This window comes from Photobacterium panuliri (genome assembly GCF_059920555.1).
In genome coordinates this window covers 3,130,234-3,153,864 of the sequence record NZ_CP197192.1, presented here as the reverse complement: position 1 = coordinate 3,153,864, position 23,631 = coordinate 3,130,234, and the positions used below count along the sequence as shown (strand labels likewise).

The 23,631-nt window shown below is 51.5% G+C and carries 19 protein-coding genes and 25 tRNA genes; 8 read left to right on the top strand and 36 right to left on the bottom strand.

Features of this window, described 5'->3' with window-relative positions:
- Nucleotides 1–2: 2 nt before the first annotated feature.
- The 5 genes from corC to mtgA form a co-directional block, all read right to left on the bottom strand.
- On the bottom strand, nt 3–875 hold the full coding sequence (gene corC / locus ACSF8X_RS14415; protein WP_047878511.1) for a CNNM family magnesium/cobalt transport protein CorC: 873 nt from the start codon (nt 873–875) through the stop codon (nt 3–5).
- 103 nt (nt 876–978) lie between these two features.
- Entirely contained in the window at nt 979–1,443 is a 465-nt protein-coding gene (gene ybeY / locus ACSF8X_RS14410; RefSeq protein ID WP_047878512.1) for an rRNA maturation RNase YbeY, read from the bottom strand.
- Complete coding sequence (locus tag ACSF8X_RS14405; RefSeq protein WP_047878513.1) at nt 1,443–2,540, bottom strand: PhoH family protein; 1,098 nt, start codon at nt 2,538–2,540, stop codon at nt 1,443–1,445. Before ACSF8X_RS14405 ends, ybeY begins: the two co-directional genes overlap by 1 nt.
- 80 nt (nt 2,541–2,620) lie before the next feature.
- Nucleotides 2,621–4,045 (bottom strand): tRNA (N6-isopentenyl adenosine(37)-C2)-methylthiotransferase MiaB, encoded by a 1,425-nt coding sequence (gene miaB, locus ACSF8X_RS14400; RefSeq protein WP_047878514.1) that lies wholly within the window; start codon nt 4,043–4,045, stop codon nt 2,621–2,623.
- A 155-nt stretch (nt 4,046–4,200) separates the two neighbouring features.
- A complete protein-coding gene (gene mtgA, locus ACSF8X_RS14395) occupies nt 4,201–4,893 on the bottom strand; it encodes a monofunctional biosynthetic peptidoglycan transglycosylase (RefSeq protein ID WP_500851195.1) in 693 nt (230 codons plus the stop codon).
- Nucleotides 4,894–5,085: 192 nt separating this feature from the next.
- On the opposite strand from mtgA, the gene ACSF8X_RS14390 reads away from it, so the two are divergent.
- Nucleotides 5,086–6,246: a 2-octaprenyl-3-methyl-6-methoxy-1,4-benzoquinol hydroxylase gene (locus ACSF8X_RS14390; protein ID WP_500850282.1), complete on the top strand. Its 1,161-nt coding sequence runs from the start codon at nt 5,086–5,088 to the stop codon at nt 6,244–6,246.
- 212 nt (nt 6,247–6,458) lie between these two features.
- Here ACSF8X_RS14390 and ACSF8X_RS14385 read toward each other — a convergent pair.
- From ACSF8X_RS14385 to lolB, 30 genes are all read right to left on the bottom strand, one after another.
- Nucleotides 6,459–6,543 (bottom strand) — tRNA-Leu (locus ACSF8X_RS14385).
- 43 nt (nt 6,544–6,586) lie between these two features.
- A tRNA-Gln gene (locus ACSF8X_RS14380) sits at nt 6,587–6,661 on the bottom strand.
- Between the two features lie 40 nt (nt 6,662–6,701).
- Nucleotides 6,702–6,786, bottom strand: a tRNA-Leu gene (locus ACSF8X_RS14375).
- A 55-nt stretch (nt 6,787–6,841) separates the two neighbouring features.
- Nucleotides 6,842–6,926, bottom strand: a tRNA-Leu gene (locus tag ACSF8X_RS14370).
- 28 nt (nt 6,927–6,954) lie between these two features.
- A tRNA-Met gene (locus ACSF8X_RS14365) sits at nt 6,955–7,031 on the bottom strand.
- 34 nt (nt 7,032–7,065) lie between these two features.
- Nucleotides 7,066–7,140 (bottom strand) — tRNA-Gln (locus ACSF8X_RS14360).
- 40 nt (nt 7,141–7,180) lie between these two features.
- A tRNA-Leu gene (locus ACSF8X_RS14355) sits at nt 7,181–7,265 on the bottom strand.
- Between the two features lie 55 nt (nt 7,266–7,320).
- Nucleotides 7,321–7,405 (bottom strand) — tRNA-Leu (locus ACSF8X_RS14350).
- Nucleotides 7,406–7,419: 14 nt separating this feature from the next.
- A tRNA-Leu gene (locus ACSF8X_RS14345) sits at nt 7,420–7,506 on the bottom strand.
- 32 nt (nt 7,507–7,538) lie between these two features.
- Nucleotides 7,539–7,615 (bottom strand) — tRNA-Met (locus ACSF8X_RS14340).
- Nucleotides 7,616–7,649: 34 nt separating this feature from the next.
- A tRNA-Gln gene (locus ACSF8X_RS14335) sits at nt 7,650–7,724 on the bottom strand.
- Between the two features lie 40 nt (nt 7,725–7,764).
- Nucleotides 7,765–7,849 (bottom strand) — tRNA-Leu (locus ACSF8X_RS14330).
- A gap of 55 nt (nt 7,850–7,904) precedes the next feature.
- A tRNA-Leu gene (locus ACSF8X_RS14325) sits at nt 7,905–7,989 on the bottom strand.
- 43 nt (nt 7,990–8,032) lie between these two features.
- Nucleotides 8,033–8,107 (bottom strand) — tRNA-Gln (locus ACSF8X_RS14320).
- A 40-nt stretch (nt 8,108–8,147) separates the two neighbouring features.
- Nucleotides 8,148–8,232, bottom strand: a tRNA-Leu gene (locus ACSF8X_RS14315).
- Between the two features lie 55 nt (nt 8,233–8,287).
- Nucleotides 8,288–8,372: transfer RNA gene (locus tag ACSF8X_RS14310), tRNA-Leu, on the bottom strand.
- Between the two features lie 43 nt (nt 8,373–8,415).
- Nucleotides 8,416–8,490, bottom strand: a tRNA-Gln gene (locus tag ACSF8X_RS14305).
- Between the two features lie 29 nt (nt 8,491–8,519).
- Nucleotides 8,520–8,604: transfer RNA gene (locus ACSF8X_RS14300), tRNA-Leu, on the bottom strand.
- Between the two features lie 30 nt (nt 8,605–8,634).
- A tRNA-Met gene (locus ACSF8X_RS14295) sits at nt 8,635–8,711 on the bottom strand.
- A 44-nt stretch (nt 8,712–8,755) separates the two neighbouring features.
- A tRNA-Gln gene (locus tag ACSF8X_RS14290) sits at nt 8,756–8,830 on the bottom strand.
- Between the two features lie 29 nt (nt 8,831–8,859).
- Nucleotides 8,860–8,944 (bottom strand) — tRNA-Leu (locus ACSF8X_RS14285).
- A 30-nt stretch (nt 8,945–8,974) separates the two neighbouring features.
- Nucleotides 8,975–9,051, bottom strand: a tRNA-Met gene (locus ACSF8X_RS14280).
- A 44-nt stretch (nt 9,052–9,095) separates the two neighbouring features.
- Nucleotides 9,096–9,170, bottom strand: a tRNA-Gln gene (locus tag ACSF8X_RS14275).
- Between the two features lie 49 nt (nt 9,171–9,219).
- Nucleotides 9,220–9,304, bottom strand: a tRNA-Leu gene (locus ACSF8X_RS14270).
- A gap of 29 nt (nt 9,305–9,333) precedes the next feature.
- Nucleotides 9,334–9,410, bottom strand: a tRNA-Met gene (locus tag ACSF8X_RS14265).
- Between the two features lie 319 nt (nt 9,411–9,729).
- Nucleotides 9,730–10,821, bottom strand: coding sequence for a redox-regulated ATPase YchF (ychF, locus tag ACSF8X_RS14260; RefSeq protein WP_047881107.1), 1,092 nt, complete (start codon nt 10,819–10,821; stop codon nt 9,730–9,732).
- 82 nt (nt 10,822–10,903) lie between these two features.
- Nucleotides 10,904–11,494, bottom strand: coding sequence for an aminoacyl-tRNA hydrolase (pth, locus tag ACSF8X_RS14255; protein ID WP_047881108.1), 591 nt, complete (start codon nt 11,492–11,494; stop codon nt 10,904–10,906).
- Between the two features lie 129 nt (nt 11,495–11,623).
- Complete coding sequence (locus ACSF8X_RS14250; protein WP_047881109.1) at nt 11,624–12,571, bottom strand: ribose-phosphate pyrophosphokinase; 948 nt, start codon at nt 12,569–12,571, stop codon at nt 11,624–11,626.
- Nucleotides 12,572–12,603: 32 nt separating this feature from the next.
- The gene (ispE, locus tag ACSF8X_RS14245) at nt 12,604–13,467 is read right to left on the bottom strand and encodes a 4-(cytidine 5'-diphospho)-2-C-methyl-D-erythritol kinase (RefSeq protein ID WP_047881110.1); all 864 of its coding nucleotides are present in this window, start codon (nt 13,465–13,467) and stop codon (nt 12,604–12,606) included.
- An 8-nt stretch (nt 13,468–13,475) separates the two neighbouring features.
- Nucleotides 13,476–14,105: a lipoprotein insertase outer membrane protein LolB gene (lolB, locus tag ACSF8X_RS14240; RefSeq protein WP_240478379.1), complete on the bottom strand. Its 630-nt coding sequence runs from the start codon at nt 14,103–14,105 to the stop codon at nt 13,476–13,478.
- 243 nt (nt 14,106–14,348) lie between these two features.
- Here lolB and hemA point away from each other — a divergent pair, with 243 nt between their 5' ends.
- From hemA to ACSF8X_RS14205, 7 genes are all read left to right on the top strand, one after another.
- Nucleotides 14,349–15,599 carry a glutamyl-tRNA reductase gene (gene hemA, locus ACSF8X_RS14235; protein WP_047881111.1) on the top strand — a complete coding sequence of 417 codons (1,251 nt, stop codon included), beginning with the start codon at nt 14,349–14,351 and terminating at the stop codon, nt 15,597–15,599.
- 131 nt (nt 15,600–15,730) lie between these two features.
- Nucleotides 15,731–16,819 carry a peptide chain release factor 1 gene (prfA, locus tag ACSF8X_RS14230; RefSeq protein WP_500850281.1) on the top strand — a complete coding sequence of 363 codons (1,089 nt, stop codon included), beginning with the start codon at nt 15,731–15,733 and terminating at the stop codon, nt 16,817–16,819.
- The gene (gene prmC, locus ACSF8X_RS14225; RefSeq protein ID WP_500850280.1) at nt 16,819–17,667 is read left to right on the top strand and encodes a peptide chain release factor N(5)-glutamine methyltransferase; all 849 of its coding nucleotides are present in this window, start codon (nt 16,819–16,821) and stop codon (nt 17,665–17,667) included. Before prfA ends, prmC begins: the two co-directional genes overlap by 1 nt.
- Before the next feature lie 12 nt (nt 17,668–17,679).
- Complete coding sequence (locus ACSF8X_RS14220) at nt 17,680–18,060, top strand: SirB2 family protein (RefSeq protein WP_500850279.1); 381 nt, start codon at nt 17,680–17,682, stop codon at nt 18,058–18,060.
- Nucleotides 18,061–18,062: 2 nt separating this feature from the next.
- Nucleotides 18,063–18,875, top strand: a complete 813-nt coding sequence (locus ACSF8X_RS14215) for a SirB1 family protein (RefSeq protein WP_500850278.1) — start codon at nt 18,063–18,065, stop codon at nt 18,873–18,875.
- A gap of 21 nt (nt 18,876–18,896) precedes the next feature.
- A complete protein-coding gene (gene kdsA, locus ACSF8X_RS14210) occupies nt 18,897–19,751 on the top strand; it encodes a 3-deoxy-8-phosphooctulonate synthase (RefSeq protein ID WP_500851194.1) in 855 nt (284 codons plus the stop codon).
- 340 nt (nt 19,752–20,091) lie between these two features.
- Nucleotides 20,092–21,330, top strand: a complete 1,239-nt coding sequence (locus ACSF8X_RS14205) for an SLC5/6 family protein (RefSeq protein ID WP_047881125.1) — start codon at nt 20,092–20,094, stop codon at nt 21,328–21,330.
- 88 nt (nt 21,331–21,418) lie between these two features.
- Here the strand turns inward: ACSF8X_RS14205 and ACSF8X_RS14200 are convergent, their stop codons facing one another.
- Nucleotides 21,419–23,302 carry a methyl-accepting chemotaxis protein gene (locus ACSF8X_RS14200; protein WP_500850277.1) on the bottom strand — a complete coding sequence of 628 codons (1,884 nt, stop codon included), beginning with the start codon at nt 23,300–23,302 and terminating at the stop codon, nt 21,419–21,421.
- Nucleotides 23,303–23,631 lie beyond the last annotated feature (329 nt).

Sequence of the window (23,631 nt, the reverse complement as noted above, 5' to 3'; positions counted from 1 at the left end):
CGTTATGATGTTGTTGTCGGTTGATGTGCTTCATGCGGCACGGTCACTTGCAACTGAATCACACGGCGGTTGTCTGCCGACGTTACCTTGAAAGAATAACCATCCAACTCAACAACTTCGCCTCGTGTCGGCAAGTGGCCGAAACTGGTCATAACCAGACCGCCTACAGTATCGACTTCCTCGTCACTGAATTGAGTCTGGAACAGTTCATTGAAATCTTCAATGGTCGCCAGAGCTTTTACCGCATAGGTATGTTTGCTTAACTGACGGATATCCTGCTCTTCCTCGTCGTCGAATTCGTCTTCGATTTCACCGACGATCTGCTCGAGGATATCTTCAATGGTTATAACTCCTGACACCCCGCCGAATTCATCGACGACGATGGCCATATGGTAGCGCTCCTCGCGGAACTCTTTAAGCAGGCGGTCTACACGCTTGCTTTCAGGTACTACGACCGCTGGTCGCAAAACCTTGTCCATGTCGAACGGCTCGCTGTTTGGCAGCAGGTAACGCAGTAGATCTTTGGCAAGGAGGATCCCTTCCACATGGTCTTTGTCGTCACTGATCACCGGGTAGCGAGAGTGCTGGGCGTCAACAATTAAATTAATCAGATCTTCTAACTTCTGAGAACGATCGACCGTGGCCATTTGAGAGCGAGGGATCATGATATCGCGAACCCGCATCTCGGCGATTTCCATAACACCTTCGAGCATATCGCGGGTGTCGTGGTCGATCAGTGCGTTTTCTTCTGAATCGCGGAACACTTCGACAAGATCTTCGCGGTTCTGCGGCTCAGCTTGGAAAAGTTGGCCAATACGTTCAAAGAAGGACTTTCTACTCGGACCTTCAGAATTCTGTGAGTTATCTTCGTTCATTGCTTGTAAGGAATTACTTCTATATCAGTTAAGTGGCTGTGCCACAGGGAAAAATACGGCAGCTTCGCCGCCGTACCTATTAGACAACAAAAATAGCCAATGGTTACAGCTTTTCTGCGGCATACGGATCAGAAAAACCCATGTTTTGCATGATTTCCGTTTCCAAGCCTTCCATTTCCTCAGCTTCATCATCTTCGATGTGGTCATAACCTAGCAGATGCAGGCTGCCATGTACAACCATATGTGCCCAATGTGCCGATAGTGGCTTTTCCTGCTCAATTGCTTCTTTTTCGACAACTTGGCGACAAATGACCAAATCACCCAAAAGTTCGAGCTCGACACCAGGCGGTGTTTCGAACGGGAAGGTCAGAACATTGGTCGGTTTGTCCTTACCGCGATATTGGTGGTTGAGGGCGTGGCTCTCTTCCTCGTCAACTAAGCGGATGGTCACTTCGGCATCTGGCTGGAACGGGGCAATTGCCGCATCGAGCCATTGTTGGAAGTCGCTTTCGCTTGGCATTCCGTCGGTATTTTCTGTGGCGACTTGGAGGTCAAGGTAAATAGCCATTACTCTGTTTTTTCCGTTTCTACATGTGGGTTGGCTTGATTGGCCAACAGCGCTGCTTGATTAGCGGCCTGTTCGTCACGGCGACGCTGCTCATTGAGCTTGCGTTGTTTCTGATCTTCGTTTTCCCATACTTCGTAGGCCTGTACGATGCGGGCAACCACTGGGTGGCGGACGACATCATCGGCTTGGAAGAAGTTGAAGCTGATCTCGTCAACGTCCGATAGCACCTCGATAGCATGGCGCAGACCGGAGCGGGCACCGCGCGGCAGGTCGATCTGGGTGACGTCACCGGTGATCACCGCCCGCGAATTGAAGCCGATACGGGTCAGGAACATCTTCATCTGCTCGACCGTGGTGTTCTGGCTCTCATCGAGGATGATAAAGGCATCGTTAAGGGTACGGCCGCGCATGTAGGCCAGCGGGGCGACTTCGATAACGTTGCGTTCAATCAGTTTCTCGACACGCTCGAAGCCCAGCATTTCGAACAGGGCATCATAGAGCGGGCGCAGGTATGGATCGACCTTCTGGCTTAGATCCCCCGGCAAGAAACCGAGCTTCTCGCCGGCCTCGACTGCAGGGCGGGTCAGCAAGATGCGGCGAATTTCCTGACGCTCGAGGGCATCAACCGCGGCGGCAACAGCAAGATAGGTTTTACCGGTACCGGCTGGGCCGACCCCGAAGGTAATATCGTGGCGGACCATGTTGGCGATGTACTGGGCCTGGTTCGGAGTCCTTGGCTTGATAACGCCTTTCTTGGTCTTGATGACGACTTCCTTGCCGTAGGGAATGCTGGACTCGATGTTTTGCTCGAGAACCCCAGATTCTTTGATGGCAAGGTGGATCTGCTCAGGCTCGATATCTGGCACGTTGTTGCGAACCGGTGCGGTATCGACGTAGAGCGTCTTGATGATGTCAGCGGCGGCTTGGGCCGTATGCGGCTGGCCGACAATGCTAAAGCTGCTGCTGCGGTGGTTGATTTCTACACCCAAACGGCGTTCAAGTTGTTTGATGTTATCGTCGAAGGGGCCACAAAGGCTGGAAAGGCGCTGGTTATTGGCGGGTTCCAGATTAAATTCAATGGTAATAACTTTGCTCAAGATTTGCCTCTCAATAGGGCTGCCCGGATGGGCAGCCTCTGGTTCAGGGCTCGTCCTACTTGTGTCGAACGGGCGTCTTACTATGGAGTATATACGCCTACACCCAATTCATCTTCTTTGCGTGTCTTTTCCATGACCTCGGCTGGAGACATGGCAACGCGAAGGTTCATTTCGGCTTCGGTACGTACCAGTTCACCACGCAGTGAGTTGGTCAAGACATCGGTGATTTTCACGTCAACGAACTGGCCGATGAGATCGGCTGAGCCTTCAAAGTTGACGATGCGGTTGTTTTCCGTGCGGCCGCGTAGTTCCATGATGTTTTTCTTCGATGGACCTTCAACCAGAATACGCTGCTCGGTGCCAAGCATTTGGCGGGCATGGCGCATTGCCTGGCTGTTCACCTGCTGCTGCAGTTCGTACAGGCGTGTTTTCTTCACCTCTTCCGGAATATCACACGGATAATCGGCTGCCGGAGTACCCGGGCGAGGGGAGAAAATAAAGCTGAAGCTGATATCGAAATCGATATCGCGAATGAGCTTCATCGTATCTTGGAAGTCTTGGTCCGTTTCACCTGGGAACGCAACAATGAAGTCGGAGCTCATGGTGATGTTTGGACGAACTTTTCGCAGCTTGCGGATTTTCGATTTGTATTCAAGCACCGTATGAGGGCGCTTCATCATGGTAAGAATACGATCTGAGCCACTTTGAACCGGCAGGTGCAAGTAGTCAACAAGCTCTGGCGTATCTTCATAGGCCTCGATGATATCATCGGTGAACTCGATTGGGTGGCTGGTGGTGTAGCGAATACGGTCAATACCGTCAATCGCTGCGACCAGGCGCAATAGCTCAGCAAAAGTGGCGATCTCACCATCGTGCATTGGGCCACGGTAGGCGTTTACGTTCTGACCCAATAGGTTAACTTCGCGCACGCCTTGATCGGCTAGCTGGGCAATTTCGAACAGCACGTCGTCAAGCGGGCGGCTAACTTCTTCACCACGGGTGTATGGTACGACACAGTAGGTACAGTACTTTGAGCAGCCTTCCATAATTGATACGAACGCAGTTGGGCCTTCAGCCCTTGGTTCTGGCATGCTGTCGAACTTTTCGATTTCCGGGAAAGAAATATCCATAACCGGCGCTTCGGTATTTTGTGACTGCTTGATCATTTCTGGCAGGCGGTGCAGTGTCTGCGGGCCAAAGATCACATCCACATAGGGCGCACGTTTACGGATAGAGTCACCTTCCTGGGTTGCCACACAACCACCGACACCGATAACCAGGCCAGGTTTCTTGTCTTTAAGTGTCTTCCAGCGGCCAAGCTGATGGAAAACTTTCTCCTGAGCCTTTTCACGGATCGAGCAGGTATTGAGCAGCAGAACATCTGCTTCTTCTGGTTCTTCCGTTAACTCGAAGCCATTGGCTGCATTTAGAAGATCGGCCATTTTCGATGAATCGTATTCGTTCATCTGGCAACCCCAGGTTTTAATAAGCAGTTTCTTAGCCATGTCTAACTCTTCACTCGTAGTGTTTATTCATTGCATTCAACATTGCATCGTTCAGTCAGCACATTCAAGTAGGGTGGTGACTGTAGCAAGCCGCGTATTGTACTGCTTTACGTCCTGCCTGACCAGATCATCACCACCCCGAATAAAATGTGGGTTTAGCGATCAAGGCGGTCAAGGGTTTGCATCCCGAGTTGACGCATTTGCTGGCGAATCCAGCGCGCCCTCTTTTTAATATAGGAGCTGGCGGGCGCAGGGCTCATCCGGTAGGGATTGGGAAGAACAGCGGCTAGCTGGGCGGCCTGCTGGGGCGTCAGCCGGGAAGCCGGGCGGCTGAAGAAGGTCTGGCTGGCGGCTTCGCCGCCATAGACCCCCGGCGCGAACTCGACGATGTTGAGGTAGACCTCTAGGATCCGAGACTTGCTCCATAGCCACTCCATCCACAGGGTGAAATAGAGCTCAACACCTTTGCGCAAGAAGGTGCGTGAGGGAAACAAAAACAGGTTCTTGGCCGTCTGCTGGGTGATAGTACTGCCGCCGCGGGAGGGACTGTCGGTGCCAGCCTGTTTGATGATGGTGAGTACCGCATTGATATCGACGCCGTGGTGGCTGGGGAAGTGCTGGTCCTCCGAGGCAATGACCGCCAATTGCATGGCTGGGGATATCTGTTTTAGATCGACCCAGTCATGCGCGGTGAAGGGCGGGAAATCCTTTGGCGGGAACAGGGAGCGGTGGATCTGCCAACCCCATATGGGCGGGTCGATAAATTTACCCGCCGCGACAAGGAAGACGGGAAAAGCCAGAATAAATAGGATAGTACCGAGCAGGATGTGTTTTAGACGGCGTAGCAAGCGTATTCTCCGTAGATGGGGTGAGCGAGTCAGATCATCCGCCGATGATTGACACTGCCTAGTGTAGGGAATTTCGGTAAAATGGGTATATCGCGCTGCGGGTTTTCTTGAATTTTTCGAGTTTAGCCAAGGTGGTAGGAAGCAGCTGCGGTATAGTGGCGTTAATAATATAGACACAGCAGTGGAGCCTAAATGGAACAGTTTGACGTGGTTGTAGCCGGTGGCGGGATGGTCGGTGCTGCAACGGCCATTGGTTTGGCCCAGCAGGGGCTGGCGGTGGCAGTGGTTGAAGGCATCGAACCCAAGGCGTTTGATTCAGAGCAGCCGATGGACTTACGCGTATCGGCAATTTCCCCACATTCTGTCGCCTTGCTTCAGCAATTGGGAGCGTGGGATGACGTTTTGGCGATGCGCCTGTGCCCTTACAAACGGCTTGAGACGTGGGAGCACCCAGAATGCCGGACGCGTTTCAGCGCCGATCAGATGCAGCTTGACCAGTTAGGCTTCATTGTAGAAAACCGGGTGATTCAGCTGGCACTCTGGCAGCAATTCGAGCTGTACCCGACGCTTACATTATTGTGCCCGGCGAAAATCCGATTCTTGGCCAACCACGATAATGGCACCGAGGTTACGCTTGATGACGGGCGACAATTATTGACCCGGCTGGTTGTTGGGGCCGACGGTGCCAATTCCCAGATCCGCCAACAGGCTGGGATTGGGATCACCGCATGGGATTACCGCCAGCACTGCATGTTGATCAATGTCAGAACAGATTTACCCCAGCAAGATATTACATGGCAGATGTTTACCCCGCATGGCCCGCGTTCGTTCCTGCCACTGCCTGGCCATCAGGGATCGCTGGTATGGTATGACAGCCCGCAGCGGATTAAACAATTATCGGCTATGCCCAATGCTCAGCTGGCCGAGCAGATCCGCCATCATTTCCCTGCCGAGCTGGGAGGTTTTGAGATCCTAGGTCACGGTAGCTTCCCGCTTACGCGGCGTCATGCCCAACATTATGTTAAGCCGGGTGTGGTTTTGGTCGGTGATGCCGCCCATACCATCAATCCATTGGCCGGGCAGGGGGTGAATCTTGGCTTCAAGGATGTCAGCGTGCTGCTGGAGGAAATTGAGAAGGCGAAGCAGGATTGGGATGGTATGGCTGTATTGGCCAATTATGAACGTCGCCGCCGGCCGGATAATTTGTTGATGCAGGCCGGGATGGATTTTTTCTACACGGCATTTAGCAACGATTTACTGCCGGTGAAATTATTGCGCAATATCGGTCTAAAGGCGGCGGAACACGCAGGGCCGATCAAGCACCAGGTACTGAAGTATGCGATGGGACTTTAGTTTTTTGTAACTGTCGTTTGTAATGGATTTGGAAGGAAGCGGGCGGAGTCCCGCTTTTTTTGCGGGCAAAGAAAAAGCCGGATGTAATTAAAACACCCGGCTCCACAACCAGAGAGATACGATCATTTGAGTAGGTTGTAAAACAGATTGAATTCTGAGTTTTGCCAAAATTCAGGCAAAAGAAAACCCACCAAAGGTGGGTTTCTAAATGATGGTGCGGAAGGAGAGACTTGAACTCTCACACCTTGCGGCGCCAGAACCTAAATCTGGTGCGTCTACCAATTTCGCCACTTCCGCATACTTACCGACATGATATTAAATCAAGCGTTAAGCTAAATGATGGCAGGTCTACCTGGATTCGAACCAGGGAATGACGGGATCAAAACCCGTTGCCTTACCGCTTGGCGATAGACCTGCAGGGTGCTCTTTTCAGAGACTTTGTAATCAGAGCAGAATGGTGCGGAAGGAGAGACTTGAACTCTCACACCTTGCGGCGCCAGAACCTAAATCTGGTGCGTCTACCAATTTCGCCACTTCCGCATTCGGATGCTTCTGATTGTATTTTCAATTTAGACAAGTCTAAACCGAAGAATGATGGTGCGGAAGGAGAGACTTGAACTCTCACACCTTGCGGCGCCAGAACCTAAATCTGGTGCGTCTACCAATTTCGCCACTTCCGCATTCAAATTGTCATCTTCAAAAAGAAGATGGTGGCTACGACGGGATTCGAACCTGTGACCCCATCATTATGAGTGATGTGCTCTAACCAACTGAGCTACGTAGCCAATAGAGTGTCGACATAATCAACAATCTTAAATATGGCAGGTCTACCTGGATTCGAACCAGGGAATGACGGGATCAAAACCCGTTGCCTTACCGCTTGGCGATAGACCTGCAGGGTGCTCTTTTCAGAGACTTTGTAATCAGAGCAGAATGGTGCGGAAGGAGAGACTTGAACTCTCACACCTTGCGGCGCCAGAACCTAAATCTGGTGCGTCTACCAATTTCGCCACTTCCGCATTCGGATGCTTCTGATTGTATTTCCAGTTTAGATAAGTCTAAACCGAAGAATAATGGTGCGGAAGGAGAGACTTGAACTCTCACACCTTGCGGCGCCAGAACCTAAATCTGGTGCGTCTACCAATTTCGCCACTTCCGCTTAAATCAAGTTGTTGGTGCGGAGGGAGGGACTTGAACCCTCACGTCCTTGCGGACACTAGCACCTGAAGCTAGCGCGTCTACCAATTCCGCCACCACCGCACGTGGTATTCTCAGCCTGTAAAGGAAGAGAATGGTGGCTACGACGGGATTCGAACCTGTGACCCCATCATTATGAGTGATGTGCTCTAACCAACTGAGCTACGTAGCCAATAGAGTGTTGACATAATCAACAATCTTAAAGATGGCAGGTCTACCTGGATTCGAACCAGGGAATGACGGGATCAAAACCCGTTGCCTTACCGCTTGGCGATAGACCTGCAGGATGCTCTTTTCAGAGACTTTGTAATCAGAGCAGAATGGTGCGGAAGGAGAGACTTGAACTCTCACACCTTGCGGCGCCAGAACCTAAATCTGGTGCGTCTACCAATTTCGCCACTTCCGCATTCGGATGCTTCTGATTGTATTTTCAATTTAGACAAGTCTAAACCGAAGAATAATGGTGCGGAAGGAGAGACTTGAACTCTCACACCTTGCGGCGCCAGAACCTAAATCTGGTGCGTCTACCAATTTCGCCACTTCCGCATACTTACCGACATGATATTAAATCAAGCGTTAAGCTAAATGATGGCAGGTCTACCTGGATTCGAACCAGGGAATGACGGGATCAAAACCCGTTGCCTTACCGCTTGGCGATAGACCTGCAGGGTGCTCTTTTCAGAGACTTTGTAATCAGAGCAGAATGGTGCGGAAGGAGAGACTTGAACTCTCACACCTTGCGGCGCCAGAACCTAAATCTGGTGCGTCTACCAATTTCGCCACTTCCGCATTCGGATGCTTCTGATTGTATTTTCAATTTAGACAAGTCTAAACCGAAGAATAATGGTGCGGAAGGAGAGACTTGAACTCTCACACCTTGCGGCGCCAGAACCTAAATCTGGTGCGTCTACCAATTTCGCCACTTCCGCATACTTACCGACATGATATTAAATCAAGCGTTAAGCTAAATGATGGCAGGTCTACCTGGATTCGAACCAGGGAATGACGGGATCAAAACCCGTTGCCTTACCGCTTGGCGATAGACCTGCAGTTGCTCTTTTCAGAGACTTTAATAATGGTGCGGAAGGAGAGACTTGAACTCTCACACCTTGCGGCGCCAGAACCTAAATCTGGTGCGTCTACCAATTTCGCCACTTCCGCATTCAAATTGTTTCATCTTCAAAAAGAAGATGGTGGCTACGACGGGATTCGAACCTGTGACCCCATCATTATGAGTGATGTGCTCTAACCAACTGAGCTACGTAGCCATTTTGGGTTGCCGACTATACTACTAATCATCAACCTTGTAAAGTGGCAGGTCTACCTGGATTCGAACCAGGGGATGACGGGATCAAAACCCGCTGCCTTACCGCTTGGCGATAGACCTGCAGTTGCTCTTTTCAGAGACTTTAATAATGGTGCGGAAGGAGAGACTTGAACTCTCACACCTTGCGGCGCCAGAACCTAAATCTGGTGCGTCTACCAATTTCGCCACTTCCGCATTCAAATTGTTTTCATCTTCAAAAGAAGATGGTGGCTACGACGGGATTCGAACCTGTGACCCCATCATTATGAGTGATGTGCTCTAACCAACTGAGCTACGTAGCCATCTTGGGTTGCCGACTATACTCGTAATCCACAACCTTGTAAAGTGGCAGGTCTACCTGGATTCGAACCAGGGGATGACGGGATCAAAACCCGTTGCCTTACCGCTTGGCGATAGACCTGCAGATTGCTTCTTCGAAGCGCTCTCTATCACATTATAGGAAAGAGAGATGGTGCGGAAGGAGAGACTTGAACTCTCACACCTTGCGGCGCCAGAACCTAAATCTGGTGCGTCTACCAATTTCGCCACTTCCGCACTATGAACCATTTTCCGTAAAAGGAGAATGGTGGCTACGACGGGATTCGAACCTGTGACCCCATCATTATGAGTGATGTGCTCTAACCAACTGAGCTACGTAGCCATTTTTCTTTATTCCCTCATCCGTCTCACCGTGTTGGCTGCCGTCTTGGGAACGGGGCGCATTATGCTCATACCAGCGAAAACCGTCAACAGTTTTTTTGAATAATTTGGAAAAACATGGTTGTTCGTTGCTTATTTGGACGAAGTGGGCGAATGCCATGCTGATTCAAGGTGTTTTGGGAGAAAAAGGATGTTGAAAATTGTCTGCTGTTGATGACGTTAGCTGCCAAGCAACGATGAATTTCAGGGGAAAATGAAAGTCAGATAGAAAAAAAGCCAGCGTAAATGCTGGCTTTTTGTACTGAACGTCCCGCGTGGGATTATACGTTGAAGCGGAAATGCACTACGTCGCCGTCGTTGACGATGTAATCCTTACCTTCTAGACGCCATTTACCGGCATCTTTCGCACCGCTTTCACCGTTGAACTCGATGAAGTTATCGTAGCCAACAACTTCTGCACGGATGAAGCCTTTCTCAAAGTCAGTGTGGATCTTACCCGCTGCCTGTGGCGCAGTTGCACCTACAGGGATAGTCCATGCACGAACTTCTTTAACGCCGGCAGTGAAGTATGTCTGTAGGCTAAGCAGCTCGTAGCCAGAACGGATAACACGGTTCAGGCCTGGCTCTTCGATACCCAGATCAGACAGGAACTCTTCGCGGTCTGCATCGTCAAGCTCGGCGATTTCTGATTCGATAGCAGCACATACAGGTACAACTACCGCGTTTTCTTTGGCTGCGTACTCACGAACAGCGTCTAGGAACTCATTGTCCTCGAAACCGTCTTCGCTCACGTTAGCGATGTACATGGTTGGCTTAAGCGTCAGGAAGTTCAGGTAGCTGATCGCTGCAATCTCTTCTTTGCTTAGGTCGATAGAACGCGCCATACCGCCTTCAGTGAAGGTAGGCAGCATCTTTTCTAGGACTTTGATTTCAAATTTTGCATCGTTATCGCCGCCTTTGGCACGCTTGGCTTGACGCTGGATAGCGCGTTCGCAAGTGTCTAGGTCAGCAAGTGCAAGCTCAAGGTTGATAACTTCGATATCGTCAAGCGGGTTGATCTTACCAGCAACGTGAACGATGTTGTCGTTTTCGAAGCAGCGAACAACGTGGCCGATAGCATCGGTTTCACGGATGTTTGCTAGGAACTTGTTGCCTAGGCCTTCACCTTTTGACGCACCCGCTACTAGACCGGCAATGTCAACGAATTCCATGGTAGTAGGCAGTACGCGCTCTGGTTTTACAATTGTAGCCAGCGCATCCAGACGTAGATCTGGCACTGGTACAACGCCAGTGTTTGGCTCGATAGTACAGAACGGGAAGTTTGCTGCTTCAATGCCAGCTTTAGTTAGCGCATTGAATAGAGTTGACTTGCCGACGTTAGGCAAGCCGACGATTCCGCATTTAAAACCCATGGTGTGAAACCCTTTTGGTAATTACTCGGTAAATCAGTCCGGCAGCAAGCTGCCGGGACACAATTGTTATGTTGTCGACAGATTATTCAGCTTTGAATGAATGTAGTCGATTTTGTGCCTTGTTCAGGCCGTCTTTAAGCAAAAGATCCATGCAGCGTACTGCTTCATCGACAGCTGCGTCGATGTTCTCTTGCTCTTTGGCCGGGGCTTTGCCTAATACAAATCCGGCCACTTTGTTTTTATCGCCCGGGTGGCCGATGCCAATCCGAAGACGATAGAAGTCTTTGTTGTTACCCATCTTGCTGATGATGTCACGCAGGCCATTGTGGCCGCCGTGACCGCCGCCTTTTTTGAACTTGGCGACGCCCGGGGGCAGATCCAGCTCATCGTGGGCAACCAGAATCTCTTCAGGCTTGATCTGGAAAAAGTTTGCCAGAGCAGCAACAGATTTGCCGGAGAGGTTCATATACGTTGTTGGGATCAACAGGCGCAGATCCTGCCCGTTGGCCTGGATCCTGCCGGTTAGGCCAAAGTACTTGGACTCTTCGCGCAAGGTGATGTTATGCACTCGGGCAAGTTCTTCTACTACCCAGGCACCCGCATTGTGGCGGGTTTTCGCATACTCGGCACCAGGGTTGGCCAGGCCGACTAAAAGGCGAATAGTATTGCTCACGCTCGTCTCTCTCAATCATCGGGGGCTTAAATCGCGCGCTATGTTATACCAATTGCGGTGAAATTGACATCACCAGACGAAAAACGCCCCGCTGTAGCGGGGCGTTGGCAATCGGGTCGAGCGTTTTTATCAGTGCTGGAACATCGCTGAGATTGACTCTTCGTTGCTGATGCGGCGGATAGCTTCAGCCAGCATGCCAGACAGTGTCAGTACAGAAACACGGCCAGTGGCAACAATTTCGTCAGTCAGAGGGATAGAGTCAGTTACGATAACTTCGTCGATCACTGATTCGCGGATGTTCTGAGGTGCGTTGCCAGAGAACACAGGGTGTGTCGCATAGGCGAATACGCGCTTGGCACCGCGGTCTTTCAGTGCTTCGGCTGCCTTGCAAAGCGTGCCGCCGGTGTCGATCATGTCGTCGACGATGATGCAGTCACGACCTTCAACGTCGCCGATCAGGTGCATAACCTGAGAAACGTTGGCGCGTGGACGGCGCTTGTCGATGATAGCGATATCTGTGTCGTCAAGCAGCTTGGCGATAGCACGGGCACGTACAACGCCACCGATGTCTGGAGAGACAACCACTGGATCTTCCAGTTTTTTCGCCAGCATGTCTTCTAGCAGCACTGGGCTACCGAATACGTTGTCAACAGGTACGTCGAAGAAGCCCTGGATCTGCTCAGCGTGCAGGTCAACAGTCAGAACGCGGTCAACGCCCACGTTAGATAGGAAGTCAGCAACGACTTTTGCCGTAATTGGCACACGAGCAGAACGGACGCGGCGGTCTTGGCGAGCATAACCGAAGTAAGGGATTACAGCAGTAATACGGCCAGCAGAGGCACGGCGAAGTGCATCGATCATGACAACCAGTTCCATTAGGTTGTCGTTAGTTGGCGCACAGGTAGATTGAATGATGAATACGTCGCTACCGCGAACGTTCTCATTAATCTGAACACAGACTTCACCGTCGGAGAAACGGGTAACTGTTGCGTCTCCGAGAGAAATGTAAAGACGGTCAGCAATGCGTTGGGCTAGTTCTGGTGTCGCGTTACCAGCAAACAGCTTCATATCAGGCACGGTGGAAACCTCAGGTTGCGTCCAAGTTGTAGTTACTGACATTCCGTGGAAAGGGCGGTCAAGGCTGTCATAAGGGGTGATGTGTTGACACCTTTTGCGACGAATCCGTGGAGCCAGTCGGGTAATTTGTTCAGAGTTGCATCGGCCGCCTGCTGAGTGCTAAATTCAGCGAAGACACAAGCGCCAGTGCCGGTCAATCTCGATGGCGCGTATTCTAACAGCCACGAAAGAGCGTTATCAACCTCGCGGTGAAGCGATCTGACGATTTTTTCGCAATCGTTTCCGTAAATCCCCGCCAATAGGGCATCTAGTGACCGTTTTTTGCTATCCCGTTTCAGTTCCGGATGGGTGAAAATATCGACAGTTGCGATATTTACCTCTGGTTTTACCACCAGATACCACTTCTCTTCCGGTTCCGCCGGTTGGAGTTTTTCCCCGACGCCTTCGGCAAAGGCGCTAAATCCGCGTACGAATACCGGCACGTCAGCTCCCAGAGCCAAGCCAATCTCAGCCAATTCATCGGTGCTCAGGTTTGCCTGCCATAGTGCGTTGAGTGCGACCAGAGTCGTCGCCGCGTTGGAGGAGCCGCCACCGAGGCCGCCGCCCATCGGCAGGATCTTGTCGATATGGATATCGGCACCGGCGGTGATCCCGGCCCGTTCACGCAATGCAACAGCCGCGCGGTAGATCAGATTGTCTTCTGTGGCGACGCCTTCGATTGTCGGGGTCAGGTTGATGGCATTGCTGGTGTTGGCAGTGATGGTCAGGGTGTCGCCGTAATCGAGGAACTGAAACAGGGTCTGCAGTTCATGGTAGCCGTCGGGGCGTCGGCCGGTGATATAAAGGAATAGGTTCAGTTTTGCCGGAGCCGGCCATTGTGTGGTACGGGTGATCATACTGCGCTCTAGTTGATTGACCAATTATGGATGACAAGGGTTATCGACACGCCCACCGAGCTAAGCACCATCCGTTTTGGTAGTGCCGGTGTCGTCGTGTAGTCATATTCGTTATAGTCTAGCTGCCATAGCTTGCCGTTGATATCTTTGGCGAGGTAACTCAGCCTGCCGTCGGCGTTGAGCTGAAAGGTGTCGGCGGCAGTAGGCAGGCCTATCAGCCAATCCCGCATTTGGTCAATTGGCAGACGTAATCCTGTTAGTTCGCCGACGAGCTGAGTGGCGTCAGCGCCGCGGAAGGTCTTGCCTTCGTTGTTAACTAAGGTCACTTGACCTGGCCGAGCATCAAGCCTGAGCAGGGTACTGCCGAGGAAGTTGGTAAGCAGGAGGTGGTCGTGGCTTGAGGTGGTCTCCCACAGCAGGTTGGCACCAAAGCGTTGGTCGCCCTTGTAGCCCATTTTCCCCTTGGCCTGATAGCTGGAGAGCTGGCTTAGGGCTTGTTGATGGGTATCCCAGTTTGTGCGGGTATGTTCAGGTTGGCTGACACAGCCTGCAAGCAGTGACAGACAGAGTGCTATCGGGGCTGTTTTACGGACTAGACGGCAGGTTTTCACAACAGCCGGCCGGATAGAAAGCATCATCAGCATTCATTTCCTGTGAAATATTGTGGCAAAACAATAGCGGTAAACCGATCAGTTTGCCAACTTCTTGGTGTTGAATTTCTGGGATTTTTTCTCATTCTTACAGAAGGCCGTGAGAATTTTGCGCTGTGATTTCTTGAGATATACCCTATTCATTAGACCTGTGTTCTTTAATTACGCTGGGGCATCAAGTAAAATCCCGCCCTAATTCTTTTTTCATCGGCGAAGTGGTACAGCGTCTCCATGACATTGCTTGCATTAGGAATAAACCATAAAACGGCCTCGGTAGACTTACGTGAACGGGTTGCGTTTTCGCCTGAAAAAATGAAGCTGGCCCTGGAGCAACTCAAAGCTCACCCTGACGTTAACAGCGCCGTGGTGGTTTCGACTTGCAACAGGACTGAACTTTATTGCGATGTGTCTCATGCGGGTCCCGGTATTCTTATCGATTGGTTGACCCGCTTTCACCAGATCAGCACCGAAGAGCTGATGCCCAGCCTCTATTATCATGAGGAGCAGGCAGCGGTTCGTCACCTGATGAGGGTATCGTGCGGTCTGGATTCACTGGTATTGGGTGAGCCGCAAATTCTGGGGCAGGTAAAACAGTCTTACTCAGATTCTCGCGAGAGCGATGTGATCCACGGAACGCTTGAGAAGCTGTTCCACAAGACATTTACCGTAGCCAAGCGGGTACGAACCGAAACCGACATCGGCGGCAACGCGGTATCGGTGGCTTTTGCCGCCTGTACCCTGGCCAAACAAATTTTTGAATCCCTCTCCGAGGCAACAGTGTTGCTGGTCGGGGCTGGGGAAACCATTGAACTGGTGTCTCGGCATTTGGTCGAGCAGGGGTGCAACCGCCTTATTGTCGCCAACCGAACTCGGGAACGGGCCGAGAACCTTGCCCGGGAATTTGGGGCTGATGTGATCTCGCTGCCTGAGATCCCCGAACATTTGCACCGCGCGGATATTGTGATCAGCTCAACGGCAAGCCCGTTACCTATTATTGGTAAGGGGATGGTCGAAAAGGCAATCAAGGCTCGCCGCTATCAGCCTATGTTGTTGGTGGACATTGCTGTCCCTCGTGACATAGAGCAGGAAGTCGGGGATTTGAATGATGCCTATCTGTATTCAGTCGACGACTTGCAGAGTATTGTTGAAAGAAACCGTGAGCAACGTAAAGTGGCTGCTATCCAGGCTGAGGCAATTGTCAGCGAAGAAAGCGCTGCTTTTATGAGTTGGTTGCGTTCGCTTGAGGCGGTCGATAGCATTCGTGAATACCGTTGTCAGGCTGACGATATCAAAGCTGAAATACTGGCGCGGAGCCTGCAGGGCCTTGCCAATGGAACGGATCCTGAGCGGGTTCTGACCGAATTGGCCAATCGCCTGACCAACAAGTTGATTCATGCCCCGACACGGGCTATGCAGCAGGCCGCGCACAATGGCGAGCCAGATAAATTGGCCGTGATCCGTGAAACTTTAGGACTGGATTAGTCCTGTCTGATCTTGGCCGCCGAAAATGGCCATCATTATGCTGTTCCGACCTATTCAGGTCGGTTTATAGCTCAGAATTGACCAGGTAGAGAAGCCATCTCTGCCGCTTATGGAACCCAATAGAAACCGATATGAAACCTTCGATTTTAGTGAAATTGGAAACGCTGGTTGAGCGTTATGAAGAAGTCCAGCATTTGTTGAGTGATCCTGCCATCATTGGCGATCAGGACAAGTTCCGTGCGCTTTCCCGTGAGTATTCACAACTCGAGGAAGTGACCAAGTGCTTCCAGGCCTACCAGCAAGCCAAAGAGGATTTGGCGACCGCAGAGGAGATGGCCAACGAAGACGATCCTGAGATGCGCGAGATGGCGCAGGAGGAAGTTAAGGAAGCCAAGGCGGAAATTGAGCGCCTTGAAGACGAGCTTCAAGTTCTGCTGATCCCGAAAGATCCTAACGACGTGCGTAACTGTTTCGTGGAAATCCGTGCCGGAGCCGGTGGTGACGAGGCGGGTATTTTCGCCGGTGATTTGTTCCGCATGTACAGCAAGTTTGCTGAATCTCGCGGCTGGCGCATCGAGGTTATGAATGCCAACCACTCGGAGCAGGGCGGCTACAAAGAAATGATCGCCAAGGTGAATGGCGAAGGCGCTTACGGTATTTTGAAATTTGAGTCAGGCGGCCACCGTGTTCAGCGTGTTCCTGCAACGGAGTCGCAGGGCCGAGTGCATACCTCAGCCTGTACCGTTGCGGTACTGCCTGAAGTTCCAGAGGCTGAAATTCCAGCGATCAATGCCGGTGATCTGAAGATCGATACCTTCCGTGCATCGGGCGCGGGTGGTCAGCACGTTAACACCACCGATTCGGCGATCCGTATTACCCACTTGCCAACCGGCATTGTTGTGGAGTGTCAGGACGAACGTTCGCAGCACAAGAACAAGGCTAAGGCGATGTCTGTGTTGGCGGCGCGTATTATTCAGGCCGAAGAAGAAAAGCGTCATGCTGAAGAGGCAAGCACCCGTCGCAACCTGTTGGGCTCGGGCGATCGCTCAGACCGTATTCGTACCTACAACTACCCACAGGGTCGCGTATCAGACCACCGTATCAACCTGACTATCTATCGTTTGAACGAGGTGATGGAAGGTGAGCTGAACGGTCTGATCGAGCCGGTACTGGTTGAGCATCAGGCTGACCAGCTAGCAGCGATGGCCGAGCAGAACTAATGTGGCTGCCGATTGATGCGCTGCTCAAGCAAGCCATTGAGCAGTTGGCGGAGGCGGGCTCTGAGAGCCCGCATATCGACGCGGCCGTGCTGCTGTGCCATGCGATAGACAAGCCGCGCAGCTACTTGCTGACATGGCCTGAGAAAACGCTGGAGCCAGCCCAGTATACGGCGTTCGATGCCTTGATGGCCCGCCGCCTGACTGGCGAGCCAGTGGCCTATATCATTGGCGAGCGCGAGTTCTGGTCATTGCCGCTGAAGGTCGCGCCGCATACCTTGATCCCACGCCCTGATACCGAGCGATTGGTTGAGCTGGCACTGGACAAAATCCCCGCGAATGCGTGTGATGTGTTGGATTTGGGGACGGGGACCGGTGCAATTGCATTGGCTCTGGCTTCCGAGCGCCGTGATATCATGGTTAGCGGAATCGACCTGCGTCCAGAAGCAGCGGCATTGGCCGAAGCGAACCGGGCTAACCTCCATATTCCCAATGCCCGTTTTTTATCAGGCAGTTGGTACAGCCCACTTGCCGATGATGAACAATTTGCGGTTATTGTCAGCAACCCGCCTTATATCGATGAGCACGATCCCCATCTTGCCCAAGGTGATGTGCGTTTCGAACCGAAAAGCGCGCTGGTGGCCGAAGACAATGGGTTGGCTGATATTCGGGTGATCAGCGAGCAGGGGCGTAAGCACCTGTCTGCCGGAGGCTGGTTGTTGATGGAGCATGGATTCGAGCAAGGCGAGGCGGTTAGGGAAATATTACATTCGTTGGGCTATGCAGAAGTAGCTACAGCACAGGATTACGCGGGACTGGACCGAGTAACCATGGGTTGCTGGCAAGGATAGAGAGGCACAAATATGTATTTTGCAGTTAAACACCTTCATCTTGTGGCGATTGCGCTGAGTGTGCTGCTGTTCGTGGTACGCTACGGGCTGATGATGGTCAACTCCAGCTGGAGCGATAAGAAGTTTTTCAAAATTACCCCGCATGTTGTTGACACCGTGCTCCTGCTGAGCGGGGTGGCGCTGATGTTTATCACGGGTTTTTGGCCCTTCACCCCTGCTGGCGGCTGGATGACCCAGAAGCTGAGTTGTGTGCTGGCCTATATTGCTCTGGGTTACTTCACGTTGAAAGTGGGTAGCAACAAGGTATTAAAAACCTTCGCATTTTTTGGCGCACTAGGCTGGTTGATGGCCGCGGCTAAAATTGCGATGACCAAAATGTCGTTCCTAGGTTAATCATGTTACGTTTTACTGAGCAAGAATTGGAGTTGGTGCCGCTGGTTGAAGGTGCACTTGAGATCACAGCAGCGGTTGCCCCCGGTTTTCCTGCCGGCTGGGTCAAGATCCAGCTTGAGAAAATGGCACAGGAAGCCGAGCATGCCCTGCTCGATGAGCCGAATGCCTATCTGCGGCTTGAGGGCCTAATCCGCCTGTTCTACCGCGAATGGGGGTTTGCCGGTGACCACGAGCAGTACTACTCTTCAGAGAATATCTATCTCGACAAGGTGCTTGAGCGCAAGCGCGGGATCCCGGTTAGTCTTGGGGCGCTGTTCCTCTATGTTGCTGATCGGTTGGAATTACCGGTTGCCGGGATCTGCTTCCCCACGCAATTCGTTATCAAGGTCGACTGGCCTGAGCGTGAGGCACAGTACATTAACCCATTTGACGGCGAATTTGTCAGCAAGCGTACGATGGGTGCGTGGCTGAAGGGCCATCGTGGGCCATTTAGCGAATTGCGTAGTGAATATTTTACCCTTGCCAGTAACAGTGACGTGCTTGCCCGTTGGTTGACGGTGATGAAGAGCTCGTTTTTGCGCGAAGGGTTATTTGCAGAAGCATTGCGTTGCAGCGATGTGGTGTTAGATACATTCCGCCCTGGGGATCCGCATGAGATCCGCGATCGTGGTTTTATTTACCAGCAGTTGGAATGCGATCATGCTGCCGCGATGGATTTCGAATACTTTATCGAGCAGTGCCCGCAGGATCCGGCGGCGGAACTGCTTAAGTTGCAAGTTGAAGAATTAAGCAAGATGCCTTTGACCTTACACTGAAAAGGCAACATAAGAGAGATGATGATGGAACAAAAAATTGTTCGCGTTGGCGACATTGAAGTGGCTAACGACAAGCCGTTCGTCCTGTTTGGTGGTATGAATGTGCTTGAATCTCGCGATTTGGCGATGCAGATCTGTGAGAAGTATGTTGAAGTGACCGACAAGCTTGGCATTCCATATGTATTCAAGGCGTCTTTCGACAAGGCGAACCGCTCTTCGGTTCACTCTTACCGTGGTCCTGGTATGGATGAAGGGCTGAAGATCTTTCAAGAACTGAAAGATACATTCGGCGTTAAGATCATTACCGATATCCACGAGCAATATCAGGCACAGCCTGTTGCCGATGTGGTTGACGTGATTCAGCTTCCGGCCTTCTTGGCTCGCCAGACTGATTTGGTTGAGACAATGGCGAAAACCGGTGCGGTTATCAACGTCAAGAAACCTCAGTTCATGAGCCCTGGCCAAGTTGGCAATATCGTTGAGAAGTTTGCTGAATGCGGCAACGAGCAGGTGATCCTATGTGAGCGCGGTGTGCTGCATGGCTACGATAACCTGGTTGTCGATATGCTTGGTTTTGATGTGATGAAGAAAGCCTCTAAGGGCAGCCCGATCATTTTCGATGTGACCCATGCCCTGCAGTGTCGCGATCCGTTGGGTGCCGCGTCTGGCGGTCGCCGTGAGCAAACGGTGGATCTTGCCCGTGCAGGTCTTGCAACCCGCATTGCCGGTTTGTTCATGGAAGCTCACCCGAATCCTGACATGGCACGTTGTGACGGCCCATCGGCGTTCCCGCTGGACAAACTAGAGCCATTCCTAGCACAACTGAAGCAGCTTGATGATTTGGTCAAGGGCTTCGAGGCTATCGAGATTAAATAAGGCATCGGCCCGTAAGGGCATTATCGATGACTGCTATTGCAGCGCCTCGGGGGGAGATATTCCCCCGGGGCGCTGTTTTTTTGTGCAAAAAAGCTACCGATCACAAAAAAAACGGCGATGTGAAAATTTAGTGCATCTCACTAACAGACTTTTGCTATGTCGTAGGATATCCGGCCATTAGTGATATTGCATGGTTTTTATCCCTAAAATGACACTTTCTCAGAAGTCATAACTGCCTTGTTTGATTTTTGAGAATTTAATTCTGCCTATGCATACTCCTTGCGACATTAATCTGGTAGCACGAGGAGTTTACGTGGCTATATCTCAACAGCCGACCGAAATGGTGGGTACCCAGCACAAACTAGGCTGGAACAAGCATGACACAAGTTGGATGCTGAGCCTGTTCGGTACGGCGGTCGGTGCCGGTATTCTTTTCTTGCCGATCAACGTGGGGATCGGAGGCTTCTGGTCACTGGTGATTATGGCATTGCTTGCTGGGCCGATGACGTTTTTGGCGCACCGTGGACTTGCTCGTTTTGTACTTTCGTCATCTCGTCCGGAATCCGATTTCACCGATGTGGTCGAAGAGCACTTTGGTGTTCGTGCCGGACGTATGATCTCACTGCTTTATTTCCTTTCTATTTTCCCTATTTTGTTGATCTACGGCGTTGGTCTGACCAACACGGTAGATAGCTTTATCGTCAACCAGCTTGGGATGGCGAGCCCGCCCCGCTTTGTGCTGTCTGGGGTTCTGGTCTTTTCAATGATTGCCGTCATGATGGCGGGCGAGAAAGTGATGCTGCGCGCCTTTGAAATCATCGTGTATCCGCTGGCGGCGATTCTGGCTGGTTTGTCACTGTATTTGATGCCGACATGGCAGATGCCTAGCTTGGAATTGGGCATGGATGCTGGCACGTTTGCCGTGTCGCTATGGTTGGCGGTACCGGTTATGGTCTTCGCATTCAGCCACGCGGCTGCAATCTCTAGCTTTGTCCATGTTCAGCGTCGCCACTATGGCGATAATGCCGGGGTGAAGAGCGAGCAGATCCTCAAGCGCACTTCGGTCATGTTGATTGTGTTTGTACTGTTCTTTGTTTTCTCATGTGTATTGAGTTTAACTCCGGCTCAGCTGCAGGAAGCGAAAGCACAGAATGTCTCGGTATTGTCATATCTGGCCAATATCCATGATAGCCCGTTCATTGTTGCGCTTGGCCCGTTGATTGCGTTTATTGCTATCTCGTCATCTTTTCTTGGGCACTTCATGGGGGCTCGCGAAAGCCTAAATGGGATGATGCACAAGCAGCTATCATCGGTAGTGCCTTGTGATAAGAAGCGTGATCGAATGGGTATTGCTTTTCTGTTCGTGGCAATTTGGATTGCGGCAATCATTAACCCTAGCATTCTGGGGATGATGGAAGCGCTTTCAGGCCCGGTGATTGCGATGATTCTGTTCATCATGCCAATGCTGGCCGTATACAAGGTGGAAGCGCTGAAGCAGTATCGCGGTAAGTTCAGTACCTACTTCGTTTTGATAACCGGTGCGTTGTCGGTGTCGGCTTTGTTGTTCTCGCTGTTCTGAGCGGCATAAAAATAAGCCTTGGCTTGCATGGCAGGCCAAGGCTTGAGGCAGAAGAGAATTCTGCCTGTTTGTTGATTCGATGCTCTTATTACAATTTGAAGCGGTTTATCTCATGCTGCAACTGATGGGATAGTTCCGACAGTTCGGCGGCTTGTTTGGCGGCTTCGTCCGCTTCGATGGCTAATTCGTTGGAGACATCACGCATGCCTTCGGTATTGCGGGTGATCTCCGCTGTCACCGATGATTGCTCCTCAGCGGCAGAGGCGATTTGGGTTGCCATGTCACTGATGTTGCCGACGGCACTGCTGATTTGAGACAGGCTCGCAGAGGCGGCATTAGCATCATCGACGCTGGTTTCGGCCAAACGACGGCTATCTTCCATTATCCCCACTGCGCGGCCCGTTGTTTGCTGCAACGTTTCGATCATCTGCTGAATCTCCTGCGTTGAAGCATGAGTTCGCTGGCTAAGTACCCGAACCTCATCGGCGACGACCGCGAAACCACGACCTTGTTCACCCGCCCGGGCTGCTTCGATAGCGGCATTAAGGGCTAACAGGTTGGTTTGCTCTGCAATGCCTTGGATCGTCGACAAGATGGTATTGATGCTTTGAGCGTGGGTGTTAAGTTCACCGATTACGCCTGTTGCGGAATCGACTTCGCTGGCGAGTCCAGTGATGGATTGTTGGCTTTGGCTGACTTGAGTCGCGCCGTGATTGGATACGGTGACGGTATCGCCCGCAGTACGTGCGGTATTATCGGCGTTATCGGCGATTTCCAATGTTGCGGCGGCCATTTGGTTGATGGCCGTGGCAACGAGGTTGATTTCGTTTTGCTGGTGTTGGATCCGGGTGCTGCGCTCTTCAGCCTGCGACGCGGTGGCAATGGCCTGTTGACTTAATGCGTGGGAGACCTCGTTGAGGGTGGAGACCATGCTATGCATATTGCCGACAAAGCGGTTGAAGTTATGGGCTAGCATGCCGACTTCGTCATTGCTGCGTGGTTCTAGGTGTTGAGTGAGATCACCCTCACCGGTGGCGATTTCGGCCAGCGCATCCGATACCCGGGTAAGATCGCGGAACAGGTAGTTGACCAGCATGGTCACAGCACCGATGACCAGCAGGGTAATAACAATAGATGTGATGATCAGCTGGCGGAGGAGTTCACTATGTGCGGCCTGTTCAGTCTCTCTATCCATAACAATACCGAAGATCCAATCAGTATTGGGCACGTTTTTGTAGTAAACCAGTTTGTCGGCACCGTGGATTGTGGTGGTTTTAATCAGCCCAAGATCAAGCGCCTCTTGGATACGTGCCATGTCCAGGTAATCACTTAGCTGAGTGATTGGCTGCAGGATCAGAGATTGATCGGGGTGGGCGAGGAAGGTCTTGTCCTGCCGGTTGATGAGCATGGCATAGGCATTGGTGCCCACATTCATATTGATGATACTGCTGATAAGGTTGTCAATCAGCACGTCGGCACCAGCGACACCGGCAAAAGCGCCATTACGGAAAACCGGCTCGGCGACGGTGACCAGTAGGGCATTGGTGATGGCGTCGCGGTAGGCTGGAGTGACAATTTGCTTACCTGCTTGCTTGGCATCTTGGTACCAAGGACGGGTACGTGGATCGTAATCATCGCGATGACGATCAAGATGAGAGCGGATCATCTTACCGTCGACGGTGCCGAAATAGATATCGTCAAATCCAGCCGATTCTCTTGCCAGTTGCAGGTATGTAATAGGGTCGGGTGTATTGGTGTAGTCAATAACGGCCTGGGCAATTTGTTTGTGGCTATTAAGGCCATCGCCAATACTTTCGCTGGTGGCATTGGCAAGGCTTTCGGCACGGGCGTAGATCCCGGCACGGTTTTGTTGGAACAGCTGATCGGCGGCGATCCAGGTTAATGTCGCAGCCATGAGCACGACGGCAGACAGGCTGGCACCAATGAGCTTTTGTTTGAGTGATAACGACATTGCTTGCTCTTTATGGGTAGCTGGAGAAAAGTTGCAGGAGCGGATTCTATAGTCAAAATTTGGTGCTTGCACGGTAAATTGACATATTTATCATTAGTCTTAAATTTATGATAAATAAGGGTTTTTGCTTATTATTCCCTATGGGAAAGTGTCAATAAATTGCCAGTTTTCTCGGTGAGAATGGAGGTGTGATAAGGCTATTTTGAAAACAACCAGTTATACCGTTTTTTATGGAACGATAGGGACGGAGTATCCAAATTGACTCGCCAACTTTCTGACGTCGTCTTTTGCAATAAAAATACGCCAAAAGAAACAGGGTTGTTGAAATG

What these genes read in the sequence shown, in the direction of transcription:
- corC (WP_047878511.1), bottom strand. Translation starts at nt 875, where the DNA reads ATGAACGAAGATAACTCACAGAATTCTGAAGGTCCGAGTAGAAAGTCC.
- ybeY (WP_047878512.1), bottom strand. Translation starts at nt 1,443, where the DNA reads ATGGCTATTTACCTTGACCTCCAAGTCGCCACAGAAAATACCGACGGA.
- miaB (WP_047878514.1), bottom strand. Translation starts at nt 4,045, where the DNA reads ATGGCTAAGAAACTGCTTATTAAAACCTGGGGTTGCCAGATGAACGAA.
- ACSF8X_RS14390 (WP_500850282.1), top strand. Translation starts at nt 5,086, where the DNA reads ATGGAACAGTTTGACGTGGTTGTAGCCGGTGGCGGGATGGTCGGTGCT.
- ychF (WP_047881107.1), bottom strand. Translation starts at nt 10,821, where the DNA reads ATGGGTTTTAAATGCGGAATCGTCGGCTTGCCTAACGTCGGCAAGTCA.
- ispE (WP_047881110.1), bottom strand. Translation starts at nt 13,467, where the DNA reads ATGATCACCCGTACCACACAATGGCCGGCTCCGGCAAAACTGAACCTA.
- lolB (WP_240478379.1), bottom strand. Translation starts at nt 14,105, where the DNA reads ATGATGCTTTCTATCCGGCCGGCTGTTGTGAAAACCTGCCGTCTAGTC.
- hemA (WP_047881111.1), top strand. Translation starts at nt 14,349, where the DNA reads ATGACATTGCTTGCATTAGGAATAAACCATAAAACGGCCTCGGTAGAC.
- prfA (WP_500850281.1), top strand. Translation starts at nt 15,731, where the DNA reads ATGAAACCTTCGATTTTAGTGAAATTGGAAACGCTGGTTGAGCGTTAT.
- prmC (WP_500850280.1), top strand. Translation starts at nt 16,819, where the DNA reads ATGTGGCTGCCGATTGATGCGCTGCTCAAGCAAGCCATTGAGCAGTTG.
- ACSF8X_RS14220 (WP_500850279.1), top strand. Translation starts at nt 17,680, where the DNA reads ATGTATTTTGCAGTTAAACACCTTCATCTTGTGGCGATTGCGCTGAGT.
- ACSF8X_RS14215 (WP_500850278.1), top strand. Translation starts at nt 18,063, where the DNA reads ATGTTACGTTTTACTGAGCAAGAATTGGAGTTGGTGCCGCTGGTTGAA.
- kdsA (WP_500851194.1), top strand. Translation starts at nt 18,897, where the DNA reads ATGATGGAACAAAAAATTGTTCGCGTTGGCGACATTGAAGTGGCTAAC.
- ACSF8X_RS14205 (WP_047881125.1), top strand. Translation starts at nt 20,092, where the DNA reads ATGGTGGGTACCCAGCACAAACTAGGCTGGAACAAGCATGACACAAGT.
- ACSF8X_RS14200 (WP_500850277.1), bottom strand. Translation starts at nt 23,302, where the DNA reads ATGTCGTTATCACTCAAACAAAAGCTCATTGGTGCCAGCCTGTCTGCC.